Genomic DNA, 24402 nt, shown 5'->3' with positions numbered 1-24402 from the left:
GCGACACACGGGACGTGCGGACCCGCTCGCAGGGATCTCGACTACGCTCAACGAAGGCCGGGGTGCGAACCCCGGCGACACTCCGATCACGCACTCGGCGATCACGGCGTCCCGGTCCCCCGCTCAACGAAGGCCGGGGTGCGAACCCCGGCGACACGCCACGCTCGCGGCTTCGATTCCGGCACATACCGAGGCCGCTCAACGAAGGCCGGGGTGCGAACCCCGGCGACACGAGACCGTTCGCAAGACGGTCACGAACGCGGCTTGGGACGCTCAACGAAGGCCGGGGTGCGAACCCCGGCGACACACGAACGCGTCCCCGTCGATCTCGACGCCCCATTCCTCGCGCTCAACGAAGGCCGGGGTGCGAACCCCGGCGACACCTGGCCGTCGACGTCAGGGCGCCCAACGGCGCGGTGGCCGCTCAACGAAGGCCGGGGTGCGAACCCCGGCGACACCCGTCGTGTTCGGCGTCGTATTCGTTGGGGTCGATCATCGCTCAACGAAGGCCGGGGTGCGAACCCCGGCGACACGGGTCTCGTGGCGGTATCGGTGCGAGCTAGTCGGAGCGCTCAACGAAGGCCGGGGTGCGAACCCCGGCGACACGCGCCGAGCACGTTCGTGTTGCTGCTCCGCACCGACGCTCAACGAAGGCCGGGGTGCGAACCCCGGCGACACTTCCTCCTGGAGCACCGTCCCTGGCCCGACTTCCCCGCTCAACGAAGGCCGGGGTGCGAACCCCGGCGACACCACCGCGCGGACCCGAGGCCGTGCGAACCGCGTGAGCGCTCAACGAAGGCCGGGGTGCGAACCCCGGCGACACTCGTCGTTCCCGTCGAGAAAGGAGACGAGGCGGAAGTCCGCTCAACGAAGGCCGGGGTGCGAACCCCGGCGACACGGGTTCAGGCCGGGCGGCAAGCCCGTGGCGCTCCAGGTCGCTCAACGAAGGCCGGGGTGCGAACCCCGGCGACACCGCGACGCATCAGGACTACGTCTCCTTGCTCGGAGGGATCGCTCAACGAAGGCCGGGGTGCGAACCCCGGCGACACGCGGCGCTTCATGTTCGGCTCCCGTGCTCCACTATGACGCTCAACGAAGGCCGGGGTGCGAACCCCGGCGACACACGAAGTTTCAGGACTGGCACTCGGCGGCTTGCTACGTCGCTCAACGAAGGCCGGGGTGCGAACCCCGGCGACACATGCGGGTCTCGCCGCCCGCCCCGTACAGTTCGCCCCCCGCTCAACGAAGGCCGGGGTGCGAACCCCGGCGACACCTCGTCCACCTTTCGATGGGAGGACGGACCAGCCTCGCTCAACGAAGGCCGGGGTGCGAACCCCGGCGACACCGCCTCAATTCGGTAGGCGTCGCGTCACGGACCCCATACGCTCAACGAAGGCCGGGGTGCGAACCCCGGCGACACCAGTAACATCTCTAAACGCAACTACTCCATAACTGCTACGCTCAACGAAGGCCGGGGTGCGAACCCCGGCGACACCAGGCTGCGCGGAGCGCGGCCTGCTTCGCGTTGCTGCGCGCTCAACGAAGGCCGGGGTGCGAACCCCGGCGACACCCGGCAGAAGGGGCGGGGTCTCCCCACCGACATGGAGCGCTCAACGAAGGCCGGGGTGCGAACCCCGGCGACACCTCGGCCAGCCAGCCGGCCGGAAGGGTGAGGGCCAGCGGCGCTCAACGAAGGCCGGGGTGCGAACCCCGGCGACACCCCGTTCGTCATTCTCAACGCGGCGTGATCCCGACCTCCGCTCAACGAAGGCCGGGGTGCGAACCCCGGCGACACTTCTTGTCCTCCGTGGCCGGCTCACCGTGGATGTGGGCGCTCAACGAAGGCCGGGGTGCGAACCCCGGCGACACCCCGCTACGGGAACGAGGGCCATCGCTAAATCTGGAGCGCTCAACGAAGGCCGGGGTGCGAACCCCGGCGACACATGACATGAGCAAGCGGGTGCTGCGCGTGCAGGCCGTCACGCTCAACGAAGGCCGGGGTGCGAACCCCGGCGACACGAGCACCGCACCGCCCGCCGCAAGGAACCGCAGCCGCGCTCAACGAAGGCCGGGGTGCGAACCCCGGCGACACTCTTCGGCCAGCCGTGGTTCAGCGGGCCGCTGGACCGCTCAACGAAGGCCGGGGTGCGAACCCCGGCGACACCCTCGTCTCCTACCGATGCGGGAGCGGAGCGTGAAGCGCTCAACGAAGGCCGGGGTGCGAACCCCGGCGACACCTGCGGCTCGAACCGCATATGGGAATCGCACTGGTAGACCGCTCAACGAAGGCCGGGGTGCGAACCCCGGCGACACAGCTAATCTGGCCGTGGGGGTCGAAAACGGGAAGAATCGGCGTTGGAACGAGACCGGAGGGGCTGGAGGGGGACCGATCCGGGCTTCATGTGGGCTTTGAGAAGCCGTTCCCGGATCGAATCGAGACGTGCGCTCGCTGAGATCGAGGCTTCCGCCGGGCGCAGAGAGCGGTCCCGACGGGATCACCGGGGGTTCGCAGCGTGATCAGATGATCCAAGGGTCACCAAGTTTGTGGGGCGAGCGGCGTCCGAATCGAAGGCGGGCGTCGTCGATTCCGCCGCTGAAGCGGTACACGATGAGGGAGTCTTCGTGACGGTCCATAACATCTTGCAGCTCGCCAATCATGCGAGCGAGACGCGCTGGCGATTGTCTACACTCGAACACCGATAACTGTACGCGTTCGCCGTATCGCTCGCAGATCTGGGCGACGCGGCGAAGCCTAATCGCTCCCTCGCCCTGCGTATCGGCGATGTCGTAGGTGACCAAGTAGTCCATGTCTCAAGGCATTACGAACGGCGGGTAGGCGGGAATGTCGCCACGGAGATGGCGGGCCAACAGCGTCGCTTGAATTGACGGAAGTGCCCAGCGGCCCACCGGTCGGCGAAGCAGCGGGTGCCGTATCTCCCTCTCCTTGTGTCGTTCCCAGGCGCGGATCAACGCTGTCCGTCCTTCGTCGCTCAGGTAGACCGCATCGCCGGGAGTGCTGACGAAGTGGTCCTGCCGCAGCTGACGGCGACGGACCAGCGACACCACGAAGCGGTCTGTCAGCGGTCGCAGTTCCTCGGCGAGATCGAGGGCAAGCGAGGGGCGACCCGAACGGGGCCGGTGAAAGAAACCCATCTGGTAGTCGAGCCCGACGCTCTCGATCGCACCGATGAACTCCGTCACCAACAGTCCGTAACAGAAGCTCAGCGCCGAGTTGACGGGATCGCGCGGCGGTCGCTTTCTCCTTGTGAGGAACTCCAGTTCGGCGTTTGTGAGGAGTTCGCGAATTCCGCGAAAGTAGATTCGGGCCGCATCACCTTCGACGCCCCGCACTTGGTCGGGCGTGCACACCTGTTCAAGCCGGCTCACGCGCGAGAGAATCTGTCCAGCGCGCCATGAGAGGCTTTCAGAAGTCGCCGGATCGGTGGCGTCGCGACTCCAGCGGCCAACGACGCGTCCGCTGTTTTGCAACTTTGCGGCCACGACCGCGCGGGAGAGTGCGAGCGAGCGCTCCGCGTCAGTAACCGCACCGTAAAGGGCGATACGTAGATGGACGTTGCCCCCGGTCTTGTGGCCGACGACAAAACGGACGGCGCCGCTTTGTCGCAGCGCCGCTACCCGAACCCCCCGCTTGACGCATGCCTCCAAGGCCTGCGAGGTGATCTGCCCGCCACCGAGCATTACGAGGCCATCGATTCCCTCGAGGGGCACTCGCTGATGCCCGTCCGGAGTCTTCACGACGAGCGATCCGCGCCGGTGGCCCACGCGCGCACGATGGTTGCGAACGTATAGCGTACTCAGATAGCGCACTCGAACACCGTACCCCGCATGTACCGCGTGACCCGGCGCGGGGCGCTCGTCAACTCCGGGAGGCAATGGGAGCGCAGCTGACATTGGTCGCACCGCTCATCATTGGGTGCGTCCGGGAGGTCTCCGGACAGCAGTTGCCCCCGGATCGCCTCAACGACCTCCTCCACGCGGGCCCTCAACGCCGACGTCAGGGGCACCCTGACGCGGCGCCTGGGGCCACCGTACCACACATAGCCCGCCGGGATGACGACGCCCAGCATCTCCTCCAGGCAAATGGCCTGTGCGCAGACTTGTAGATCGGCCGCCTCACCGTGCGCCACGCCGGACTTGTACTCGACCGGGCGAACAGCATCACCGTCGGTCTCGATGGCGTCGGCCCTCCCCGACAGCCCGAACGTCTCCGACCACAGCGGAATCGCCCGAAGCACGAGCTTGCCGCGCTCGTGGCGGGATTTTCCGGAGTCCACGCGTCGATGTGCCCTGGCACCGCGGACGGTGTGCGCATTCTCGGCCCAGACGCCGTCAGAGTGGATGAGAGCACATTGCCGGGGGCAGTACGCAAAATGCTCGATGGCCGAGATGAGGACCACCGGACGGTCGGTCAAATTCGTTCCGAACCGTAGCCGCGCGTGGTATCCGATGTACTCTTCGCCTCGTAACTCACACTACGCCACGCCGCGTGGATCCCCACTGAGGGCCAGCTAGCTCTCGATTCCGCCCTCCAGACATCAAGGAGAGCATCGATCGCTGGGGAGTCCAGTGGACTGGTCCAGGCGGGCCAGACGAACCGAGGCCGCGCCCGCGGTTCGTTCTCTCGCACCCACCCGCGCTGGATGGTGGAGGGGCGCACGCTCCTCCCCAAGCCCGCGTCCGTCCCTTGTCCGCGTACGGGGAGAAGGGCCAAGCCAAAAAACGCGAGCGTCTCCACAACCGGATCAACCCACTTGGAGGCGTTGTCCGCCGCAGAGCCCATCCGTGCAATGTCGAAGCCGAGACCGTTGCTCTCGATTCGCTCGCCGGTCCCCTCCAGCGTTTGCCCAAGACGCTCGGCCGACGGCTCGAAGTAAATCCGTAGCAGCCGGTCGTGCATCACGTATCCGCGCGGCACGGGCGGGTCGAATGGCGCATGCGCGACGTTCCCCTTGTCGTCGACGTGAAGGTCGGTGACGGTCGAAGAGAGCGTCCACGCGAGTGGCTCCCCGCGTACGGCGGCGATGCGCTTGGCAAACGCGTCGACCGGAACGTTCCTCGGCATGGCTTCCACGTCCGGCCAAGTCCTCTTGATCGGCATGCTCTCGAGTTGCGCACGGCTCGGCCAGGAATCCGCGAGAAGGGAGACCGGTTCGCCTTCCCGTGCGCACAACACCGCGCAAGGCGTTCCGCCGGTGGTCCAGCGGAGGCGAAGTTCCGGGCTGAGAACGGTCGCTCCGACCGCCGCGAGCCACCCATTCACCCAAGACGCCGGCAACCCGGGGCAGGTGAACTCCTTCATGGCGTGGCCTCCCCTTCCGGTACGAGCATGCCGCTCGAGACGGCATGGTCGGCTTGGCGCAGAACTGCTTCCAGGAGGGCCAGCCCCCACGGTCCGAACCGCCGGTTGAGTCGGCGGAACCGGGCTGGCTGTTCCCAGTCAATCAGCGAGAGGTCGGCCGGGGCCTCGACTCGGACGCCCTCGACCTCCCATGCGACGCGGTCCGGCGCACCATCGTCGGTGGGTGGAGTGAGTGGCCGCCCATTGCCGTGATGGCTGGCGACGAGATGAAGGAGGAGATCGGCCTCGCCTGGGTCGAACTCATCGTCTTGGTTCTCCATCCGGGTCTGGAGCAGCCGCGCCGACAACTCCTCATGTCGGCCCCCGCGGGGCCAGCCCGATGTTGCCTGCGTGGCGTTCCAACGGCTCCTGGGCATCCCCGACTTGGCGAGCAACGGAGAGGACCGTCCGTTTCGCGCGCCTGCGTCTGGATCAAGCCAGCGTTGGAACCGTGGATCGGCCTTCCCGATGTCGTGCCACCTTCCCGCCTGCCCCACCACGGTCGCGAGTTCCCGGGCCAACCCAAGTCGCTCCGCGATCAATCCGGACAAGGCCCCCACCGCTTCTCCGTGAGGGTCGAGGTGGACGGCGGCTGGAGAGAGTGAGGTCTCGTCCATCTCGTCGCTCCCGATGCCTCGCTCTTCCTCGGTTTCGGGAGCCGTCAGTCGCAGGCGCGCGACTTCCCTGGGTGTAACCACGACTTCAGGATCAAGACGCGAGATCGTTGCGTCCCACTCGGACTCGTCCCAACCGCCGGGCGTAATGCGGAGCAGGGCTTGGAGGAACTGTTCCGCGGCTTCCCGTTGTTCGGCCTTGTCGATCTCTTCGTCGTCTCGAACCTCGCCCAGCGCCATCGCGAGGAGGTGCTGCAGGCGTACGAGACCAGACTTCGTCTCCGTCTTCTTGCTCAGGGAGAAGCCCAGTCGTTCGATAGCGGTTTGGTCGAGGGGTAGACCGCGCTCCAAGATCGACACATCCAGGACCGGCGAAACCGCATCTGGATTCCAGCCGAACTCGTCGAGTCGGCCTTCGTTCGATGGAAGCAGCACTGTGTCTCCGGGCCGGACATCTCGAACGGCGACCACCTCAACGGTGGTCTGGTCGGATCGGAGCCGATGCACGTCCGAGGTTTCGGCGAGGGCATCCCGCAGCTTTCTGATTGGAACGCTCACCACTTCGCGTTCGAAGGGGCGTGGCCAGATCCGCATGCCCGCCTCGGGCAGGTGGGCCCGCCAGATGACGGCCACCGAATAATCGACGCCGGAGATGCCCGAGAAGTACGGCTCGACCGGGGCTTCTCCCGCAGGCTGCGTGGTCGTCTTCACCCATTCCCACAGCAGTCCGTCTAGCACCTCTGGAGCCCGTCCGGGATCGTCGTGCGGTTCACCGAGCACATTTGACACGCGGCTCGGCGAGAGGTCGACGTCTCCTCGTCGGGGGTGCAACTCATCCTTGAGGCGCTCCAGCACGGTGACCGGTTCACGGCCGTAGACGGGCCACCCGGCCGTCCCCGCCCCCTTCCGCGCTTTTTGCTTGGGTGGGGGCGCATGGACATACACTCCCCGCGCGTGGTCGAAGCGGCCGAGGCGGTTGAGGCGACCAAGCCGCTGCGTGAGCGCACGCACTCCGCACGCCTCGGTGACCATGTACTCCGCGTCGATGTCGGCCCCGACCTCCAGCGTCTGCGTGGCGACAACGATCAGGTGGCGAGTCCGCTCCGCCCGCGGGTCACGGTTCGCCGCCATACCCTCGCCCCGATGAAGAATCCGCTTCCTGATGCGCTCGGCCTCGCGCTCCCGCGTGCGGCCCGTGAGCAGGAGCAGGTCCGCCGCATTCCGCGAGAACTGCTTCCGCAGGCGCGCGAGAACCCTTCTGGCGGTGTCCGGGGTGTTTGCGAACACAAGACAAGACGATGCGAAGCCTGCCGTCTCAACCAGTTCCGTTGCCACGTCCGCCAAGTGTTCTTCGGGCCTGCCCTTGGACACTTCGACCACCCGCACTGGCTTGGCGGCGTTGAGCCTCTTCCGAACCGTCTCGTTCGCCCGATCCTGTTCGTCAAGATCGAAACGGTCCTCCTCCGATGCTTCGCCGGTGGCGGTGAGGGCCACCACGCGAGGCCGAGACCGTGACGCGTTGAGAACCTGTTCCGCACCGGGGTTACAGGCCGCGAGGGCCGGGATCAGGTTCGTCAAGTGACGCGCGAGATGCGCCTCGTCCACCAGGAGAAGGCTATCGCACCCGGCCAGGGCCGCCTCGACCGGGCGCAGCGTCCGGCTTGTCCCGTAACCGCGAAACAACAAGCGAGATCCGTACATCGGGATGGTTGAGAGGATTACGGTGGGCACGGAGGGATCGGTCGGCCGCCGGGACGCGACGCCGCCACGCAGGCGGATCACTTCGAGCGGTGAGGCGGTGGGTGCGGCCGCAAGGGAACGCAGCCGTGCGGCGACGGTTCGGAGGACGTCGTTTCCGCCCTCACGGAGCGCGTCACGGATCCGCTCGGCGTGGTCGGCCGTGGAATCGACGAGCAGTCGCCGATTGACCAGCCACCAGATCCGCGTGGGGGCCGTGCGGTCGGACGGGGGCAGTCCGGCTTGCGAAGCGAGCCACCAAATGGCGATGTCGAGGCACGCCGTCTTCCCCAAGCCCGTGGGAACGCCGATTTCGGGGGGCCAACAACCGGAATCCCCGACCTGCTCGGCGAGTCGAGTCTGCCACGGGAAGGGCTCCCGGTCGTTGAGCGCCTCATAGAAGTCGGGAAACTTCGGTATCGGAGCTAGCCGCGACCCATCAGTCATTTGCCGCATCCCTCTCTTGGAGGTCGATGCAAAGGCCGAGACCGCGCTGCCGAGCGGACCCGATCACGACCGGCCCGCGAACTGGTTCGGCGAACCAGAGTTGAACATGGGAGTAGGGAAGCCCCGGCCTTCCGGGACGATTGACCTCCACGGGCGCCAGGTCGACGCCGCCGCGGACGAGCGGAGCACGCGCCGAGCGGAATGCCACCGGTGCCGGCAGCCCCGCATGCGCGCACCACCTCGTCACTTCCGCCAGATCGAGGGGCACTCGGCGCTCGTGCACTGCCGGAAAGGCCGTAATCCAGCAGCGTGCGGAACGTTCCCAACGCGATCGTCGCGCCGCAACGGGCCCGCCCCGGTTGGCGTGAGGCATCACGGCCACGTCGAGGCCCCCTCCCCAGAGGCGTCGGACGGCGAGGGCAGCTTGTCCGGCCCGGCTCTTGACTCCCGGCTCGCAGCCCGGCGGCAGCCAGAGCGCCAGACCGTGGATGCGACCCCGGGATCGCTTGAACCCCGCGTCGGGGAGTGCGAGGAAGCGGGCCAAGTCGTAGCCGCGCTTACGAAATCCATGACCGTGTAGGGTCGCAGGCGGCTCTCCGTAGAAATCTTGGTACTTGCGGAGCACGGCCCCCTTGAACACAGCGTTGACGGTCGAGACGCGACGCCCCGAGACGGCGGCCTCGAGCCGAAGCCACGCGACCACCGTGCCCCGATCAACGGTCGAATCCGCCGTCGGGGAGAGATACTTGGCCTCGTGCCTGAGGGCAGGGAACTGGCCGCGGGCCGCCGTAACTCCGCGCTCCGCCCACGCATCGTATGCCGCATCCAGCCGCTGCACGTCTCCTGAGCGCGGCACGCGAACCGCCATGTCGCCATCGTCCTGCGGCCGAAACGCATCGTCGGGCGTGATGGAGTCCGGCAGTTTCGCGTGCACGCGGACCCGAACGGGAGAATCGGCGGTTCCAAGGTATCCGATGCGGGCGGCGCGCTGGCGCAGGGCGTGCACCATCTCGCCCGGGCAGGGTGTGTCCCAAGCATATACAACGCTCGAGTGGCGGGGGGTAACGCGTACCCCCGGCCGCACCTCGACACCTTGGCGCCCTATGTACTCGAGATGAGCGCGGGTGCCCCTGCGAAGGCCCTTCTTCGCAGGCGGGGTCGTCGCGAAGGTTCTGTCGGCGGCGGCCACGTAGCGCGGAAGTAACGGCTGGTGCCAGGGTTCCGCGTGCGCGTGGATGACGGGGGCCGGAAGCTTCTCGAACCACTCCAGCTCCCGACCCGTGGTGACCCGACACCGGTCTCTCGTCCCGTCTGCGGCCACGAGAGCGGCGAACAAGCGGGAGGGGGCGGGTGGCCACTCGCCGGTTCTCAGGTGTCCGGTGTGGGCGGTGCCATCGGGATCCGCGCGAAATGTGCCGTGCAGCAGTTCGACGGAGATCGCCAGCATCAGTCCTCCATCTCCGGCCACGTCGCGAGAATTGCCTGCCGCAGGTTGCTCTTGGGCGTGAGCCGCATCGGGGACTCTCCCCAGCCATCGAGCGGGACGTCTGCCGACCTCGCGTGCCCGAGAGCCGCCCGTAACAACTCGCCGGTTTCCTCGCTGCCGCCGAGTTCGAACTTTACATCTCCACCCGCACCCAGCCATGTCGCGGTAGACCTCGTCGGCCGCAGTTCCGCCCCGGACCGAAGCGCGAATCCACGACCGAACGCCATCGCGTGCGCATGGAGCCCAAGCCCGACGAGCAAGGCGCGGGCCGCCGCGTCCGCCTCGGCGGAGTGATCCGGCCCGAGACCCACGCGCCGGAGCTGGGCCAGCGAGAGCGTCGCGCGCTGAGTGACCCTGGCGAACGAGACTGCGGCGGCCGCTGCCTCATCTCCCATGAAGGGCACCTGCCCGTGACCGATCTCGGACAGCTTGTCTCGCTTGCCGCCCTCGATCTCCTTCAACTTCGCCGTTCCGATTTCCCAGTGAAGGCGATCATCGGGATTCGAGGCCAACGTCTCATCGGTGTTGAGGTTCAACGGATCCCCCTTGAGGCCGAGGACTCGCGTTTCGCTCGCCGCGGGTTTCCAGCCAATGATCTCCGATACCCAGGCGCGCGCGTGCTTCGTGTTGTGACGCTTCTTGCCAAGGTGGGACTGCCAGAATCCGTAGAGGAGCGCCTGCGGAAACCATGCCATGAGGGGACCGCACGCCTCGGGCGTAGCCGCGAGGATGGCGCGTCCGAGGGTTGTGCTGACGAAATCCTCCCCATCCAGCTGCGCGTCGCGGAGGTAAGCGTCCGCGTTCCGGTGGGGGAATTGCAGACTCGATATCTGCGACGGCAGATGCGAGGGCAGGTTGGTAAGGTCGGACAGGTCGAGAACCAGTTCCGGCACCGAGGCAGAAGCTCGATGACGCCGCAGTGCGTCCTCGAGCCGGTTGGCCTGCGACGGGACGTTGTCGATCACGATGACGGGTGTCGGCTCCTCGTCGGAGGGCGAGGCCCATCGGCGGTCTTCCTGATACCTGCCGCCCTCGTAAACGGCGGGCTTCACGGGCCCTCCCGGCCCCGCCAGCGACTCCAGATCGGTGTCGATGCGGATGCCGTCGTCGAGCGAGCTGTCCGCGCACGCCGCGACGAGCGTTTCGAGGTTCATGCCGTTTTTCATGTTGTCCCCCACGTCGAGTGTCCCTAATGCGCTCTAGAATATACTACAGTTCCACTTGGAACAAGATAAACTTGAGAATCGGAAACGTTGGATGGATACACTTCAACGGCGGGATGGTCAAGGGGCTCATGACGGAGCGGCTGATCGGCGCAACTCCCGCCAAGCTAACGTCACCGATCAACGGGCCATCGACCGGTGCTGATGCACGAAGACCGGGGCCAAAGCCCCGGTGACACAACGATGCTCGCGCTTGTCCCAAGCGGCACCGTACTCGCTCAACGAAGGCCGGGGTGGGAATCCGGCGACGAATCGGCACGGGCACACGACCCAAGATACTCTGCTTGCCGCGATCATCGAAAACGTCTGGTTTCGGGCGATTAGGATGCCGACCGGGCAGTGGCTGTGAATCGAGGGGGGCGGACGTGGCCCTGACGCTCGACGAGGTAGGGGGGAACGGATGGCCGAGTTCGCGGCGGACTGGAACGGCGAGGTCTTCATCCTGCTCCGCGATCACCCGCGGATCTTCGCGGTCGAAGCCGTCCGCTTTCGGTTCGCCGCCGTGGCGGAGCATGACTGCGCGCAGGGCGGCGAGGGCGTGGTCAGCACCGTCACCGAGCTGCGCGAATTTCTACGCACGGATGCCGAAGACGCAGGCGGTGATGCGGTCAATGATCAACAGCGTGCGGGGATCCAGCGTCTTCGTTGTGTGGGAAGGCCATCCACATTCGTCTTGACGACCCGTTGCGAGCCCGTGCCACGTTGGGCGTGGACGGCGAAGCGAAACGGCGGGCGGGGCGCGATCTGCCGCGGATGCGGGATGGGGCCAGTGTAATGCCATGGCGGCGTTTGGAAGCTGAGAACGAAGTACGATGATGAAGAATCCTGATCGATGGATCGTGGGGGCGGGCGGCCTCGTGTCTCTCGTGACGTTGCTGTCCCTGTGGTTCAGCGGCGTTTGGCATCTCGGCACCCGGTTGGGTTCGGTCGAAGCCAGGATCGATGGCGTGGAACAGCGGCTGGAGGCCGGGTTGGACGCCGTGAAGCGTCTGGATGGAGTGGACCTGCGCCTGGATGACGTGAACCGGCGGTTGGATGACGTGAATCGACGCCTGGGTGGGGTTGACGCCCGGCTGCTCAGTATCGAAGAGACCTTTCGGGGGCGCGGCCCCGTCTCAGCCGAGGGTGGGGACACGGCCACGAACCCGTAGAGCGGTCGGGGCGACCGACTCCGCTGGAGTACGGACCTCGCGCCGTGGCTTCAGCCCGGATGGCGCGGAAGCCCGCGTACGGCTCGAACCCCGGTTCCGTCCGTCGCCCGCGCCGGCGGGGCCGTGTCGGGCCAGTGTCGAGCGATGCTGCGGACGCGTCCGGTTACGTGGTCCACGAGTAGGGCCGCGCGGCCGCCCCGGCCCCGGTCCACCGATGTCGTGCCTTCGGGTCCGCTCAGAGTGAGGAGATCCAGCGTCTCCGCCCAGGCGGGGTCGAAGGGGATCGCGAACGCGAACGCGCGGTTGTCGCGCGGACGGGGGAACGGCAACCTCGGCGGGACAAGCTGTTACCTTCGCCGTTCAGGGCTTCGACGGGCTCTGCGCGAAAGGCCGGGCGAGGATGGCGCTAGCGCCGGGTGACTGCTAGCGTCAATGCATCATGAGCATCAAGGAGGTCAGTTGTGGACCTGCAATGCATGGCGGTGTTCCGGAAAGTTCCTGAAGGCTACATCGCCTTCATCGAGGGGTTCCCCGGTGCCAACACCCAAGGCGCTTCCCTCGAAGAAGCTCGGACGAGCCTTCGAGAAGCCATCGCACTGGTCGTCGAAGCCAACCGGGTCTTCGGTCTCGCTCCCATGGAGGAACCGCAATGACCCGACGCCTGACTGCGATCGTCGAGCGCGAGCGCGAGGGTGAGGGCTATGTGGCGCTCTGCCCCGAGTTGGACGTTGCGAGCCAGGGCGAGACCGTGGTCGAGGCTCGCGACAATCTCGCCGAAGCCCTCGCCCTGTTCTTCGAGACCGCGCCGCCCGGCGAGGTCGACCGGCGCCTGCGAGGCGAAGTCTACGTAACTCAGATCGAGGTTGCGGTTGGCTAGGCTTCGCGTCCTGTCCGGCCGTGAAGCCTGCCGCATCTTGGCGGCCAACGGTTTCGTCGAGGTCCGACGACGGGGCAGCCACATCGCCATGCAGAAGGCGGATGCCGACGGAACGCTCACCGTCCCGGTTCCGGACCACCGAGAGCTGCGGATCGGTACGCTGATGTCGATCATTCGCCAGTCAGGCCTCCCCCGTTCGGAATTCGAGGTGGGTCCCTGACCGCAGCCGGATGGCTGTGGAGGCCTCCGCCAAGCGGAAATCCACCCGACCCATACCCTTCGGAGGCCGGCGATCATCGATCCTGGGCGATCCTAGAGCCCGTAGATGTGCCGAAACCGCTCTGGATCAGGCGTTCCCGGGACGATCCGCGTGGCGATGGGCGAGGAGTCGAGGGCTCGAACCCTCCACCGTCAAGTTCTTCGGCAGGGACCGAAGGCCCGAGACCCTTTCCCAGCGAGACTGGGACCGGTTCATCCGGGAGCGCCGGGCGGGCGCGGTCGGCCCCAGTGGAAAGCCCGTGGGCAACCGGATGATCGAATGGGACCTCACGTTCCTGATGGCGGTGCTGAACTGGGCGGCGCGGTCGAGGGACGAGCAGGGCCGCCTGCTCCTCGACAGGAACCCGCTCAAGGGCCTCAGGAAGCCCGTCGAGAAGAACCCAACCCGGGTCGTTCTCACGGACGACGAATACCAGGCACTTCTCCAAATCTCGCGGCAGGTCGATTGGCGATGCCACGTCGCCCTCGTGCTCGCGCACGAGACCGGGCATCGGATCGGCGCGATTCGCAACCTCAGGTGGTCTGACATCGACCTCGAATGCGAAACGGTGCGGTGGCGCGCCGAGCACGAGAGGACGGGCTACGAGCACCGCACGCCCTTGACCCCCGAAGCCATCGAAGTCTTCGAGGAGGCGCGAAGGCGCAACCCGGCGAGCGGGGACGCGCCGGTCCTGCCCGCGACCATGAATCCCTCGGCATGCCTGCGCTTCCCGCAAGCCCGCTTCTGGTGGCAGCGGGCGGAGCGCCTCGCAGGACTCGCGCCGAAGCGCGGAAGGGGCTGGCACTCGCTGAGACGGAAGTTTGCCAGCGACCTGATGGACCTGCCGCTCAAGGTGCTCTGCGAACTCGGAGGGTGGAAGGCGGCCAAGACCGTGCTGCGCTGTTACCACACATGCTGGGCCAACGCCGACCATCTCGCGGCCATGGCCGCTCAACGAAGGCCGGGGTGCGAACCCCGGCGACACCGGAGCGACGCCGGCCCATGCTTCGGTGAGGAAATCCTTGGCGCAACGGGCCATCCGAGCCCGGATCTCGCGCCGTGGCTTCAGCCCGGACGGCGCGGGAGCCCGCGCACCGCTCGAACCCCGGTTCCGTCCGTCGCCCCCATCGGCGGTATCGTATCGGACCAATGTCGGACGATGCTGCGGACGCGCCCGGTGACGCGGTCCACGAGTAGGGCCGCGCGGCCGCCCCGGGCGCGGTCCACGGTTGTCGTGCCCTCCGGACCGCTGAGCGTGAGGACATCCAGCGTCTCCGCCCAGGCGGGGTCGAAGGGGATCGCGAATGCGAACGCGCGGTTGTCGTCATCGATCCCGTGGGCGACCGGAGTCGGCGTGAAGCCGACCGAGAACAGGCTCCGTCCCTCCGTGTCGCGACCCGACAGACGGTACGGGCCGGGCTGCGATGGACGACGTGCGGCTGTCCGATATACGAAGGCGGGTTCCAGCCGCAGTTCGCCATCGTCGACGCCGCCCCAGAGCAGGAGCATGTCGCCCCGCGCGGTTCGGCGATCCGCCGCCTGCGCCGACGACGAGATCCCGGCACTGCCGGCGTCCGCGAGGCGGAACTCCAGCATCCTCGTGAAGCTGTAGTCGCTGATCCACTGGGGATAGCAATAGGACATCAGGTCCCGGTATCCCTCCGGGTTGAACAGGTGCCCGAGCCCCGGCCCGTCACCGCCGCTTTCGTCGCCACCGTCCCCGCCACCGTCCCCGAAATCGTGTCCCCACACCCCGATACGGCCATCGGGCCACGGATAGTCGGCGTCGACCGTCCCGGGGTCGGTGAGGGGTTCGTCACACGGGGTATGCGGGCGCCCCAGGTTGTGTCCCAACTCGTGCGCGAACACGAGGCGGAGACGACCCGTTCTCTGCAGCAGCCGGTCCGGGCCGTGCGAGCCCGTGAGAGAACTCTGCCCGCCGAGCATCCCGAGCCCGTCGATCCAGTACGCGTCGGGGTGTCGCGAGAGCGGCTTCGGGACTCCGAAGATCCCGGCGTAGTGCTCCCCGGGGTCTTCCGCTTCCATCACCCGGAGCAGTTCGATCTCGCGAATGAGGCCGATGGCCCCCGCCTCCGACGTGTCCGCCCCCGTATGGTAGGGTTCGCGGAGCGCCACCTGCAGGTCGCCGACGGGCAGCACCGTGCGGGCGTAGCGCAGCACGCTCCGGCCGACGGCCGAGCCCCCTCCCGTGCCCGCCTCCGCGAGTTCGCGCGCGAACGCCGCCACGCCCGGATTCACATCCCGGTTCTCCTCCGAATGGTACTGCACGGGGACGAGTGTCACGCGCAGCGGGGGCACCCCCCGCACGTCGAGGTCGTGCCGGCCCTCGGGCGGGAACCGGGACCGGCTCGAGGAGGTCAGGGGGAGCGCGCCCTCCGCGTCGAGTTCCACGACCATGCTCAAGCCCGGTTGCAGGACGTGGCCCGGTATGGCGGCGTTGAAGGATCTTTCGAGCCGGCTCTCGTCGACGGCCAGCGGGATCCCTCCGCCGGGTGCGTCAAGCTCCGTCCGGTACGTCTCCACTCCGTCGCGGAAGAAGGTCGCCGTCGCCCCCGGCCGGAAGCCGTTGACTTCGTCGGCGGTCGCGAAGACGCGAAGGAGGGCGCGCCGGTTGGCGACCAGAGGTACGCCGCCCTCCCGGTTCTGCGCCGCCTGCGTGAGATAGGCGTAGGGGACGGACATCGTGACCGAGGCGGGGTTGGACACGACGAGCGGGTCCCCCGCGACGAGATCGAACCCGTCGCAACGATCCGCGCAGGCTTCGGCCAGCGCCTCGTCCGAGCCGACGGTCACGGAGACCGGGGAATCGGCGGCGTCGCCCGGCGTGAGCGTCACGGTGGCGCTCGCCGTGGTGCCCGCCCGCACCAGGACCGAATCGACCGAGAGCGTCCCCCCCTGGGCGAGAAGCGGGAGCCGGACGTCGAAGGGCGCACCCTCAAGTATCCGGGCCTCGATTCTGGCGGGTCCCGGAGCCGTCGCGTCCTCATCGTCCGTTCGCGCGAGGCGCACGGGGAAGGCGAAGGCGGCCTCGTTCCCCCCGAGGGTCAGCCGTTCCAGACTCCGCAGGCCCGCGAGCGCGCCCGGGGGCAGGGTGCTCAGTTCGTTGTCCTGCAGATACAGTTCCCGCAGGCCGGCGAGGTCGCCGAATATGCCCGCCGGAAGCGCCTGCAGCCGATTATCGACCAGGGAGAGCCATTCGAGCCTGCGGAGACCCGCGAACACGCCCGGGGGCAGGTCGGCGATCAGGTTTCCCGCCAGATCGAGCACCTCCAGACTGGAGAGATCGGAGAAGGCCCCGGAGGGAAGGGCTTTCAGGCGGTAGTCCTGGAGTGCGAGCCACTCGAGGCCGGAGAGCGCGCTCAGGTCGTCCGGGCGCAGTTCGCCGAGGACAGCTCCGGTGCCGCCCTCGGGGGCTGATTCCCGCGCCCTGATCCTCAGAGAGCGGAGCGCGGCCAGCGCCTGCCCGTCCGGGGCGCTGCAGTCGTCGGCCCGGAGCCCGCGCACGATCGCGTCGCGCACGGCGGCCGTCCGGTCGCACACTCCCTCACGGATGACGACCACGGCGCTCGAAGGAGGGGCGAGCACGAAACCGCTCCCGGTCGCGGGTCGCTCCAGCGTAACGGTGAGGACTTCCCGGGGCGGCTCGATCTCATCGTCGTCGGCGATCCGGATCTCGATGACGGCGCCGCTCGCTCCCCCGGGGACCTCGACCGCGCCCTCGCTTGCGGCCAGCACGTCCGCCGAATCCGCGTCATCCGTCAGCCGCGCGTCATCCACCCCCAGCGCATAGCGCACGGTCAGCCGCGACTCCGCAGGGTCGTCGAGCACGACTTCGACTCGCGCGATGCCGCCTTCCCGAGCCTGCGCCACGCCGAGGGAGAGCGCGACGCCGACCCCGACCGTCGCCTCGAAGCGCTGCGCGACCGAAAGCCCCCCGCCATCGCGGGCCGCCACTTCCAGGGTCGCGGACCCCGGCGCGACCCCTTCCACCGTCACCCGATGCGCGGCCGCCGTCACGCGCGCCACGCCCGCGTCGAGGGACGTTGCGGCAAACGTCAGCGCATCGCCGTCCGGATCCCGGAACCAGGGGGCCACGTCGAGGACGGCCGGATGCCCGAGCCGCACGTCGAGGTCGGGAAGGGCGTCCACCGCCACCGGACTCCGGTTCCCCGGGGGCTCCGGCGGCGTGACCTCCGTTCCGCAGGCGCTGATCCCCGCTATCCCCGCTGCGGCCGCGAGCGCGGCCATGGCCCGGCGGATGCCGAATGGAGGCCGGGAACGAGCCACGGGTCCGATCCGATCCCTAGCTGGCTCTGGGCGGAGGCTCCGGTCGGGGGCCGGGCCCCTCTTGCCGCCTCACCATCACCCGTCCGCCGCTCTCGCTCCGGGCGATGAACCCGAGGAGGTGGAGGTATCCGATCACGAACCGGTTGCGCGCCCACCGGGCCAGGATGACCGCGTCGCCCCGCTCGGGATGCGGGCTGACCCCCGGGATCCAGGCGGCCATGCGATCCGCGCCGGCCGTCCGCAGCACCCGGGACACCGTGAGCCACACGCGAGCCCGCTGCCGGACGATGAAGAACCCGTCGTCTCCCTGCCGCTGGTAGAGTGGGAGGAAAACCCGGCCCGCGAACGCCGTCTGCACGGGTCCGCGCCGATCCACGGCGAGTTCCTGCCCGGCCTCGACCAGGTCGAAGTTCGTGAACCCGGGGTGCATCCGGAATCCGTCCTCTTCCGACACCACGTGGCGGTAGCGCACATCCAGCACCCGCGGCAGACCCTCCGCCCGGCGGGCGAGACGAGCCCTCCGCTCCTCCCCCTCCGGAGCGCTTCCTGCCTCGATCAGTCCGAGAGCCTCAAGCAGGATCCACACCGCCTCCTCGTGCGCGTCGATGGACGACGCGGCCCTGTGCTGCCCCGCCTCGATGCCGATGTTCGCCCAACCCAGGCGGTCGAAGTAGTGAAGCATGGCGCCGTCGATCTGCTCTTCCAGTCCCAGGACCACCGGGACGGGAAGGCAGAGCGCGAGCGCCCGGTTCTGAAGGGTGTCCCCGAGCGTCGTGAAGGGCGCGCTTTCCGACGAGGTGGTATGCAGGTCGAGGACATGGATGGGCCCCCGCGCGCGCCGTTGTTCCGATTGGAAGGCGGCCAGCAGGTCCCGTTGCTCCGCCAACTCGGCGCTCCCCACCATCGGCGCCCCGTCGCCGTCCCGCGCCGACCCTCCGCCCCGCAGAGACTCCAGCACCGCGTCCACGCGGTCATGCTGCCACACGCGGTTGAGGTCCTCATCGATGAACCGCGTCCCCGCTCTGTGCGCCTGGAGATTGCCGCAAAGACCCACGAGATCCCCGCGCATCCGAAGCCGGCTCTCCGAGAGGACGCCCATTACCCGTTCCAGCGCCTCGATGCCCGCCGGCTCATTCCCGTGCAGCGATGCGATGCAGATGACGAGCGGCCCGGGCTCGGCGCCCCTGTACGCGCCGATTCGCCGTCCCTGGTCGCCGGGCTCCTCGATGGCCGTCGAGGATGTCGTTTGCTTCACGCGCCGGGTCGGTGCAGCGTTTCCGCCTTCGCCGCGAACACGAAGTCGCTCTCCGTCAGTCCGTCGATCTTGTGCGTCCAGATCCGGACGACGACCCGTCCCCAGGCGAGGAACAGGTCCGGGTGATGGTTTTGTTCCTCCGCCATCTCGCCCACGCGATTCACGAAGCCGAGCGCCGTCACGAAGTCCGGAAAACGGTATTCCTTCTCGAGGTGGTGCCCGTCCACGACGCTCCAGTCGGCCCCCAGCTGTTCCGCGAGCGCGTCGAGGGCCTCTCCCTCAAGGGGTGGCACCCCGCCTCGACAGGGGATGCACTGCTGCTGCGCGAGCGGTATCGACATGGCATCGTCTCCGTAGCTGCTGTCGGTCTCCGTCCTCAGGGCGCGTCGGCAACCGCTTGCAGGAGTTCTTCATAATCCGGCTCAACGCCCGCATCTTCCGACACCCACGCGTACGCCACCCTGCCGTCCGTTCCGATCACGAACGCCGACCGCTTGGAGACGCCGCGGAGCCCGTGAAACTCCTCGTACAACACGCCCCAGTCACGCGAGACCGTGCGGTTGAAGTCGGAGAGGATGGGGAAGGGGATGCCTTCCTCGGCCCTGAATCGGGACGTGACGAACGGGCTGTCCACGGAGATCGCGAACACGGCGGCGTCGAGCGACGCATACGCGCTCCACTCATCCCGCACCCGGCACATCTCCGCCGTGCAGACCGAGGTGAACGCGAGAGGGAAGAAGAGGAGCACGACCCGGTCGCGGCCGAGGTGATCCCCCAGATCGATCGTTCCCCCGGCTTCGTGGGGCAGCGTGAACGGCTCCACGCGGTCGCCGACCGAGATCTTCGTGCTGGAAGTCATATCAGAACGCGCCTCCTCCGCCTCCGCCGAATCCGCCGCCCGAGAATCCGCCGCCCCCCGAGATCCCGCCGCCCGGGAAGCTCGAGCTCTGGGCGCTGCGCGGCGCGGACTGCATCACGCTGTGCGTCTCCGCGGACATGCTGTTCAGGTTCGAGACCAGAATGTGAGAGTTGAACGTCGATAGGGCATGCCCATGATACCAGTCCGGGGGTTCGCGATACAGGTCCCTGAAGGCCCTGGCCCACTGCGCCGCGACGCCAAGCGCCATGGCGTACGGCAGACACTTCTCGAACATCTCCGGGCCCGTGATCTTCCGCCTGTAACGGTCGGACTCGACGCGCGTGAGGAATTCCTCGAACCCCTTCACCTGCCGCAGCAGTTCCGTCCCCCTCTTCGTGCGCGCCGGCATGAAGAGCCCGAAGATCATGATGACGAGCGCCGAGGCGACGGCCGCCGCCAGGACGGCCGGCATCGCCAGCGGGAGCACGGCCTGGACCTGGACGAGCAGCCCGCCGAAGAAGATCACGATTCCGACCAGGAACCCCAGCCCCACGTACTTCCCGCGGACCATGGCTGGCGATTCCGTATACACGCCGTGCTCGATGAGCGTCGCCAGCAACGTCGACTTCAGTTCCGGCAGGTCCTTGTAGAAGCGGTCCTTGAGGTCCGAGAGCCGGCGGGTCGTTCGCCCCCCGAAGACCGACCGCAGGAGCGCACTCTCGTGCGGAGCCAGGGGGTCGCCCGCGGTGTCGCGTCGCTCGAAGAGGTAGTCCTTCTCCCCGCGTTCCTCGATCGACAGGTGCCCGCGGACGGCGAGGTCGATCAGCGTCGCCGTGATGTCGCGCAGATCGGCGCGGTTGTCGATGATGACGCCGACCTCGGCGGGCGTCAGGTCACCGGGCGGCTCGTAGCGCGGCTCGATCGACCCGATTTCGGGGTCGCGACCCCGTTCGTTCCAGCGGCGGTACATGAAGGCGAGGGCGAAGAAGGGCAGGAAGAGCGGCCAGTTCGCGAACAGGTACATGCTCGCGAGGTCGATCGCCGTGGGCCGCCGGACGACCCCGGCATCCCATCCGATGCCGATGGTCAGGCCTTCCCGGAAGCCGAGCGGTCCGTCGGTTCGCACGTCGACCCGGCTTCCCGTGACGTCGACCGCCGCGTCCTGGCCCGTCGCACCGTAACCGCCGGTGAAGGCGTGGGCGCGCACGCCCTCGACCGCCTGCGGAAGGCTCACGGTCGCGCTCGCCGTCTCGATCGGGACCGGCCATTCGGTCCCCGTCACGTTCCAGTACAACTCGTCGTACGCCTCGACGATGCCGTCTTCTCCTTCATCGGCTGCGAAGAAGCGGAGCCCGTTCGTCACGCCGTAGGAGAGCCGGACCGTGCGCACCGCGTCGACCGCGTCCGGCACCCAGATCTTCGTGTTCAGGTAATCCCCATCGCGCTTCGTCTCGTAGCGCAGGGGGTTCCCGTCGGCGTCCGTCACCGCCTCCACGGAAAGGCGCAGCTTGTAGCGGAATCTGTTGCTCCGGTACTCGACGGGAATCGTCCGGTAGATGCCGTTGTAGCTTCCATCGAAGCGGGGCCGGATCGTTTCGGTCACCTCGAGGGACCCGTTCTCCAGCACCCGGATGTCGGCGTGGAAGCTCTCGATGAGCCAGGAGCGCTCCTGCGCGGCCGCCGGGGAAGGGGAAAGGCAGAGGGCCCCGACGACGGCCCCGACGATCGCGCCGACCATGACGCCGACCATCGCGCCGACCATCGCGCCCGCCGGCATGGCGGCTCGGGCCGCGACTGCCGCGGCTCGTCGCGGATGCCGCCGCTTCACGAGAACGCCACCTTCGGCCCCTCGCGCCGCCGCTCGTCGTCGAGTGAAAAAAACTCCCGGCGCGTGTGGCCGAACACCCCGGCGAGCAGGTTCGTCGGGAAGATCTGGGTCTTCGTGTTGTAGTCCCGGACGACGGCGTTGTAGTAGCGTCGCGCGTTCTGCACCGCCTCCTCGATCTCATCGAGGGAGCGCTGGAGGTCGGTGAACGCCTCGACCGCCCGCAGCTGGGGATAGGCCTCCGAGAGCGCGAACAGCCTCCCGAGTGCCCCCGCGAGCGCTCCCTCCGCCGCGCCCGCCTCGGCGGGCCCCCGCGCGCCCATGGCCCGGTTCCTCGCCTCTACCACGGCCTCGAGCGTCTCGCGTTCGTGGCCCGCCGACGCCTCCACCGTCTTCATGAGGTTGGGGATGAGATCCCAGCGGCGCGTGAGCTGGACGTCGATGTCGGCCCAGGCGCTGTTCACGCGTACGCGCAGCCGCACGAGGCCGTTGTACATCCCGATGACGATGAAGGCGACCACCGCGAGTATGATCACGAACCACAACATGGCTTGCCCCTGTTTCCTCTTATGCTCCGCGCCCCAGGCGGAGGATGATCTCGAACTCGTCCTCCGTCACCGGCATGACCGAGAGTCTCATGCCGCGTTTCATCACATTGATAGTCTCGAGGCCGGCCGTTTCTTTCATCATCTGGCGGGTCACGGGCGTCCCGAAGGTCTCCACGTAGCGGAAATCCGGGCACCACCAGCGGGGGTTCTCCCGGCTCGACTTCGCATCGAAATAGTTGCTGTCCGGATCGAACTGAGTGGAGTCCGGGTGCGCCGGGCCCGCGACCTCCGCCACGCCGTACACGCCGAGCACCTTCGTGTTGGAGTGATAGATGAGGATCTTCTCGCCCGGATTCATCCGGTCGCGCATGAAGTTCCGGACCTGGTAATTTCGCACGCCGTCCCATTCCGTCTCGCCATCCCGGGCGAGGTCGTCGATCGAGTATACGTGCGGTTCGGTCTTGGCCAGCCAGTATCCGGTGATTTCAACCGGCATGTCACGCCTTCCTTGCTCGTTTTCTGCCGCGTCCCGACGGCGCGCGGACGTTTCGCGCGGATGGGCCGAATCTACCGGCACGGCCGCGCACCGTGAACCCCGTGCTCCGGCACTCCCGGTTGCTCGCGGACCTCTGCGATACGACAGTAGCTTGCCTGAACCGGAACGGGCGCGCAGCCGCCCTGAGAGGTCACGGCGCACGGAGAACGCATGAAAATTCCGCTGTATCAGCTCGACGCCTTCTCGGACCGGCCCTTCGAGGGCAATCCGGCGGCGGTGTGTCCGCTCGAGGCGTGGCTCGATGACGATGTCATGCAGCAGATCGCGGCGGAGAACAACCTCTCGGAGACCGCGTTCTTCGTTCGCGATGGCGCGGGCGAGGAGGGCGGGTTCGGGCTCCGCTGGTTCACGCCCGTTTCCGAGGTCGACCTGTGCGGACATGCGACGCTGGCCTCCGCCTGGGTCATTCTCCGGAGGCTGGCGCCGGACCGCGAGAGTGTGCGCTTCGAGACGAGAAGCGGCGAACTCATCGTGGAACGGGGCGAAGGAGATCTCCTCGTGATGGATTTTCCGGCGCGTCCCGCGATGTCGCGCGAAGCTCCTCGCGCCCTAGTGGAGGGATTGGGAGCGGAACCCGCGGATGTTCTGGCCTCGGACCGGGACTACCTCGTACTCCTGGATGCCGAGGACGACGTCCGGAAGCTGAAGCCGGATTTCACCCGGCTGCGCGGACTGGATCGCCTCGGGATCATCGTGAGTGCGCCGGGAGTGAGCGCGGACTTCGTGTCCCGCTTCTTTGCGCCCAGCGTCGGCGTGCCCGAGGATCCGGTCACGGGTTCCGCGCACTGCACGCTGGCGCCCTACTGGGCCGAGCGGCTCGGCCGCGGCGAGGCGCCGCTCGAGGCGCGGCAGATCAGCGCCCGCGGCGGTACCCTTGTCTGTCGCCACCTCGGGGACCGGGTGACGATCGCCGGCCGCGCGGCGCTCTACCTTTCCGGCGAGATCATGCTGTGACGGATTCCGGAGTGCGGCCGTCTACGGGGCGGCGGATGAAACGGCGTATGACTGCGGGCGTGGGGCCGGGCGACCGGCCGGACGCCACGGAGACGCGGGATGGAGCGGGACAGATGATGCGTACGATGCGTACACGGATACGGAGCGGGAGCCTGTGCGCCCTCGGGGTCGGACTCGCCGCCCTGACGACGCTGGGGGCTTTGTGGGTGCTGGCGCCCGTAGACGCCGCGGCGCAGGTCCGCGGCGGACACTTCCACGGCCAGCCGTCCGGGGAGCCATCTTCGGGCGGAAACGGCACGCAGTGGGATCTGGGCGGCACCTTCTCCGTGATGGCGCCGCAGGGGCAATTCGGTTCGTACGTCGGGGAGGGGTTCGGGGCGGCGTTCACCGCTCTGCTCGGCTTCGAGGACTCCCCCGCCTTCCGGGTTCGGTTCGACGCCGGCTACGTGAACTACGGATCGGAGACGCTTGGCTTCCCCCTGTTCGCGGCGACGGATCGGATCCTGACCGACATCGTCACGCGCAACAACGTGGGCTATCTGGGACTCGGCCCCGAGATCCGGCTTCCGCACGGCCCCGTACAGCCCTACGTGAACGGCTTCGTGGGGCTCGGCTATTTCTTCACGGTCAGCACCGTCGAGCGTGGTTGGGATCTCCGGGAATCGCCCGATTACGGGACGACGGTGAACTTCGACGACGTACGCGCCGCGTACGGCTTCGGCGGCGGACTCGCGATCCCGATCAACCGGTCCGCCAACCCGGGACTGCTGCGGGTCGAGGCCCAATACCGGAGGCACGGCCGCACGGAGTATCTCGTGCCCGGGAGCATCGTCGAGGACGGTTTCGGCGGCAGTTCGTTCTCACCGATCGCCTCGGATGTCGACTTCGTGCTCTTCCAGGTGGGGATGACGTTCGGAATCTGAGCCGGGCCGCAACGGTGAGCC

General features: G+C 67.9%; 22 protein-coding genes, 1 pseudogene and 1 CRISPR repeat array (1 of these 24 cut by a window edge). Of the genes and pseudogenes, 8 read left to right on the top strand and 15 right to left on the bottom strand.

Translation table 11 applies throughout. The annotated features are described in order from the left end of the window. Window positions 1-2313: a CRISPR direct-repeat array (repeat unit 37 nt; unit sequence CGCTCAACGAAGGCCGGGGTGCGAACCCCGGCGACAC); it reaches 3089 nt to the left of the window's first position. A 204-nt stretch (window positions 2314-2517) separates the two neighbouring features. From cas2 to cas7u, 7 genes are read right to left on the bottom strand one after another with little or no spacing between them, the layout of a single operon-like run. Further along, on the bottom strand, window positions 2518-2808 hold the full coding sequence (gene cas2, locus ACOGXI_RS05865) for a CRISPR-associated endonuclease Cas2 (protein ID WP_419937951.1): 291 nt from the start codon (window positions 2806-2808) through the stop codon (window positions 2518-2520). Window positions 2809-2811: 3 nt separating this feature from the next. Beyond that, window positions 2812-3912 carry a CRISPR-associated endonuclease Cas1 gene (gene cas1 / locus ACOGXI_RS05860; RefSeq protein ID WP_419937950.1) on the bottom strand — a complete coding sequence of 367 codons (1101 nt, stop codon included), beginning with the start codon at window positions 3910-3912 and terminating at the stop codon, window positions 2812-2814. Next, the gene (cas4, locus tag ACOGXI_RS05855) at window positions 3816-4433 is read right to left on the bottom strand and encodes a CRISPR-associated protein Cas4 (RefSeq protein WP_419937949.1); all 618 of its coding nucleotides are present in this window, start codon (window positions 4431-4433) and stop codon (window positions 3816-3818) included. Before cas4 ends, cas1 begins: the two co-directional genes overlap by 97 nt. Further along, the gene (locus tag ACOGXI_RS05850) at window positions 4430-5320 is read right to left on the bottom strand and encodes a hypothetical protein (RefSeq protein WP_419937948.1); all 891 of its coding nucleotides are present in this window, start codon (window positions 5318-5320) and stop codon (window positions 4430-4432) included. Before ACOGXI_RS05850 ends, cas4 begins: the two co-directional genes overlap by 4 nt. Continuing rightward, window positions 5317-8157, bottom strand: a complete 2841-nt coding sequence (gene cas3u / locus ACOGXI_RS05845; protein ID WP_419937947.1) for a type I-U CRISPR-associated helicase/endonuclease Cas3 — start codon at window positions 8155-8157, stop codon at window positions 5317-5319. Before cas3u ends, ACOGXI_RS05850 begins: the two co-directional genes overlap by 4 nt. Continuing rightward, entirely contained in the window at window positions 8150-9604 is a 1455-nt protein-coding gene (gene csb2 / locus ACOGXI_RS05840) for a type I-U CRISPR-associated protein Csb2 (protein WP_419937946.1), read from the bottom strand. Before csb2 ends, cas3u begins: the two co-directional genes overlap by 8 nt. Beyond that, window positions 9604-10797 carry a type I-U CRISPR-associated RAMP protein Csb1/Cas7u gene (cas7u, locus tag ACOGXI_RS05835; RefSeq protein WP_419937945.1) on the bottom strand — a complete coding sequence of 398 codons (1194 nt, stop codon included), beginning with the start codon at window positions 10795-10797 and terminating at the stop codon, window positions 9604-9606. The genes csb2 and cas7u overlap by 1 nt, the downstream gene beginning before the upstream one ends. Window positions 10798-11266: 469 nt before the next feature. Between cas7u and ACOGXI_RS05830 the strand changes: the two genes are divergently transcribed. Together ACOGXI_RS05830 and ACOGXI_RS05825 are read left to right on the top strand one after the other, a co-directional pair. Next, the gene (locus ACOGXI_RS05830) at window positions 11267-11641 is read left to right on the top strand and encodes a hypothetical protein (protein WP_419937944.1); all 375 of its coding nucleotides are present in this window, start codon (window positions 11267-11269) and stop codon (window positions 11639-11641) included. 37 nt (window positions 11642-11678) lie between these two features. Further along, window positions 11679-12017, top strand: a complete 339-nt coding sequence (locus ACOGXI_RS05825) for a hypothetical protein (RefSeq protein WP_419937943.1) — start codon at window positions 11679-11681, stop codon at window positions 12015-12017. Window positions 12018-12067: 50 nt separating this feature from the next. On the opposite strand, the gene ACOGXI_RS05820 is transcribed toward ACOGXI_RS05825, so the two are convergent. After that, window positions 12068-12346: a hypothetical protein gene (locus tag ACOGXI_RS05820; protein WP_419937942.1), complete on the bottom strand. Its 279-nt coding sequence runs from the start codon at window positions 12344-12346 to the stop codon at window positions 12068-12070. Window positions 12347-12493: 147 nt separating this feature from the next. On the opposite strand from ACOGXI_RS05820, the gene ACOGXI_RS05815 reads away from it, so the two are divergent. The 4 genes and pseudogenes from ACOGXI_RS05815 to ACOGXI_RS05800 all read left to right on the top strand — a co-directional run. Further along, window positions 12494-12670, top strand: a complete 177-nt coding sequence (locus tag ACOGXI_RS05815) for a type II toxin-antitoxin system HicB family antitoxin (RefSeq protein WP_419940161.1) — start codon at window positions 12494-12496, stop codon at window positions 12668-12670. Next, complete coding sequence (locus tag ACOGXI_RS05810; RefSeq protein ID WP_419937941.1) at window positions 12667-12894, top strand: type II toxin-antitoxin system HicB family antitoxin; 228 nt, start codon at window positions 12667-12669, stop codon at window positions 12892-12894. Before ACOGXI_RS05815 ends, ACOGXI_RS05810 begins: the two co-directional genes overlap by 4 nt. After that, on the top strand, window positions 12887-13114 hold the full coding sequence (locus tag ACOGXI_RS05805; RefSeq protein WP_419937940.1) for a type II toxin-antitoxin system HicA family toxin: 228 nt from the start codon (window positions 12887-12889) through the stop codon (window positions 13112-13114). Before ACOGXI_RS05810 ends, ACOGXI_RS05805 begins: the two co-directional genes overlap by 8 nt. A 10-nt stretch (window positions 13115-13124) precedes the next feature. Further along, window positions 13125-14048 (top strand): annotated as a pseudogene (locus ACOGXI_RS05800) (tyrosine-type recombinase/integrase); the annotation flags it as partial. Between the two features lie 170 nt (window positions 14049-14218). On the opposite strand, the gene ACOGXI_RS05795 reads toward ACOGXI_RS05800, so the two are convergent. Genes ACOGXI_RS05795 through ACOGXI_RS05765 form a run of 7 tightly spaced genes read right to left on the bottom strand, consistent with a single transcriptional unit; the run spans window position 14219 to window position 22444 of the window. Further along, on the bottom strand, window positions 14219-17461 hold the full coding sequence (locus ACOGXI_RS05795) for a hypothetical protein (RefSeq protein ID WP_419937939.1): 3243 nt from the start codon (window positions 17459-17461) through the stop codon (window positions 14219-14221). A gap of 16 nt (window positions 17462-17477) precedes the next feature. Continuing rightward, on the bottom strand, window positions 17478-18716 hold the full coding sequence (locus tag ACOGXI_RS05790) for a succinylglutamate desuccinylase/aspartoacylase family protein (RefSeq protein WP_419937938.1): 1239 nt from the start codon (window positions 18714-18716) through the stop codon (window positions 17478-17480). Then, the gene (locus ACOGXI_RS05785) at window positions 18713-19057 is read right to left on the bottom strand and encodes a 4a-hydroxytetrahydrobiopterin dehydratase (RefSeq protein ID WP_419937937.1); all 345 of its coding nucleotides are present in this window, start codon (window positions 19055-19057) and stop codon (window positions 18713-18715) included. Before ACOGXI_RS05785 ends, ACOGXI_RS05790 begins: the two co-directional genes overlap by 4 nt. 35 nt (window positions 19058-19092) lie before the next feature. Continuing rightward, on the bottom strand, window positions 19093-19575 hold the full coding sequence (locus tag ACOGXI_RS05780; RefSeq protein ID WP_419937936.1) for a redoxin domain-containing protein: 483 nt from the start codon (window positions 19573-19575) through the stop codon (window positions 19093-19095). A 1-nt stretch (window position 19576) separates the two neighbouring features. Further along, window positions 19577-21352, bottom strand: a complete 1776-nt coding sequence (locus ACOGXI_RS05775) for a DUF2207 domain-containing protein (protein ID WP_419937935.1) — start codon at window positions 21350-21352, stop codon at window positions 19577-19579. Window positions 21353-21399: 47 nt separating this feature from the next. Further along, window positions 21400-21936, bottom strand: a complete 537-nt coding sequence (locus tag ACOGXI_RS05770; protein WP_419937934.1) for a LemA family protein — start codon at window positions 21934-21936, stop codon at window positions 21400-21402. A 31-nt stretch (window positions 21937-21967) separates the two neighbouring features. Continuing rightward, window positions 21968-22444: an EVE domain-containing protein gene (locus ACOGXI_RS05765; RefSeq protein ID WP_419937933.1), complete on the bottom strand. Its 477-nt coding sequence runs from the start codon at window positions 22442-22444 to the stop codon at window positions 21968-21970. A gap of 210 nt (window positions 22445-22654) precedes the next feature. Between ACOGXI_RS05765 and ACOGXI_RS05760 the strand changes: the two genes are divergently transcribed. Continuing rightward, complete coding sequence (locus tag ACOGXI_RS05760; RefSeq protein WP_419937932.1) at window positions 22655-23458, top strand: PhzF family phenazine biosynthesis protein; 804 nt, start codon at window positions 22655-22657, stop codon at window positions 23456-23458. Between the two features lie 47 nt (window positions 23459-23505). Further along, window positions 23506-24381 (top strand): hypothetical protein, encoded by an 876-nt coding sequence (locus tag ACOGXI_RS05755; RefSeq protein ID WP_419937931.1) that lies wholly within the window; start codon window positions 23506-23508, stop codon window positions 24379-24381. Window positions 24382-24402: the final 21 nt, after the last annotated feature.

Source organism: Candidatus Palauibacter sp., assembly GCF_965208055.1.
Lineage (GTDB): Bacteria > Gemmatimonadota > Gemmatimonadetes > Palauibacterales > Palauibacteraceae > Palauibacter.
Note: the sequence above shows the minus strand (reverse complement) of the source record. Positions and strands in the feature narration are given on the sequence as shown.

Coding starts and splice junctions, on each gene's coding strand:
- ACOGXI_RS05775 (WP_419937935.1), bottom strand. CDS start 21,352: ATGCCGGCGGGCGCGATGGTCGGCGCGATGGTCGGCGTCATGGTCGGC.
- ACOGXI_RS05830 (WP_419937944.1), top strand. CDS start 11,267: ATGGCCGAGTTCGCGGCGGACTGGAACGGCGAGGTCTTCATCCTGCTC.
- cas7u (WP_419937945.1), bottom strand. CDS start 10,797: ATGAACCTCGAAACGCTCGTCGCGGCGTGCGCGGACAGCTCGCTCGAC.
- cas3u (WP_419937947.1), bottom strand. CDS start 8,157: ATGACTGATGGGTCGCGGCTAGCTCCGATACCGAAGTTTCCCGACTTC.
- ACOGXI_RS05850 (WP_419937948.1), bottom strand. CDS start 5,320: ATGAAGGAGTTCACCTGCCCCGGGTTGCCGGCGTCTTGGGTGAATGGG.
- ACOGXI_RS05755 (WP_419937931.1), top strand. CDS start 23,506: ATGACTGCGGGCGTGGGGCCGGGCGACCGGCCGGACGCCACGGAGACG.
- cas1 (WP_419937950.1), bottom strand. CDS start 3,912: ATGTCAGCTGCGCTCCCATTGCCTCCCGGAGTTGACGAGCGCCCCGCG.
- ACOGXI_RS05780 (WP_419937936.1), bottom strand. CDS start 19,575: ATGACTTCCAGCACGAAGATCTCGGTCGGCGACCGCGTGGAGCCGTTC.
- ACOGXI_RS05765 (WP_419937933.1), bottom strand. CDS start 22,444: ATGCCGGTTGAAATCACCGGATACTGGCTGGCCAAGACCGAACCGCAC.
- ACOGXI_RS05810 (WP_419937941.1), top strand. CDS start 12,667: ATGACCCGACGCCTGACTGCGATCGTCGAGCGCGAGCGCGAGGGTGAG.
- ACOGXI_RS05785 (WP_419937937.1), bottom strand. CDS start 19,057: ATGTCGATACCGCTCGCGCAGCAGCAGTGCATCCCCTGTCGAGGCGGG.
- ACOGXI_RS05815 (WP_419940161.1), top strand. CDS start 12,494: ATGGCGGTGTTCCGGAAAGTTCCTGAAGGCTACATCGCCTTCATCGAG.
- ACOGXI_RS05825 (WP_419937943.1), top strand. CDS start 11,679: ATGATGAAGAATCCTGATCGATGGATCGTGGGGGCGGGCGGCCTCGTG.
- cas2 (WP_419937951.1), bottom strand. CDS start 2,808: ATGGACTACTTGGTCACCTACGACATCGCCGATACGCAGGGCGAGGGA.
- csb2 (WP_419937946.1), bottom strand. CDS start 9,604: ATGCTGGCGATCTCCGTCGAACTGCTGCACGGCACATTTCGCGCGGAT.
- ACOGXI_RS05760 (WP_419937932.1), top strand. CDS start 22,655: ATGAAAATTCCGCTGTATCAGCTCGACGCCTTCTCGGACCGGCCCTTC.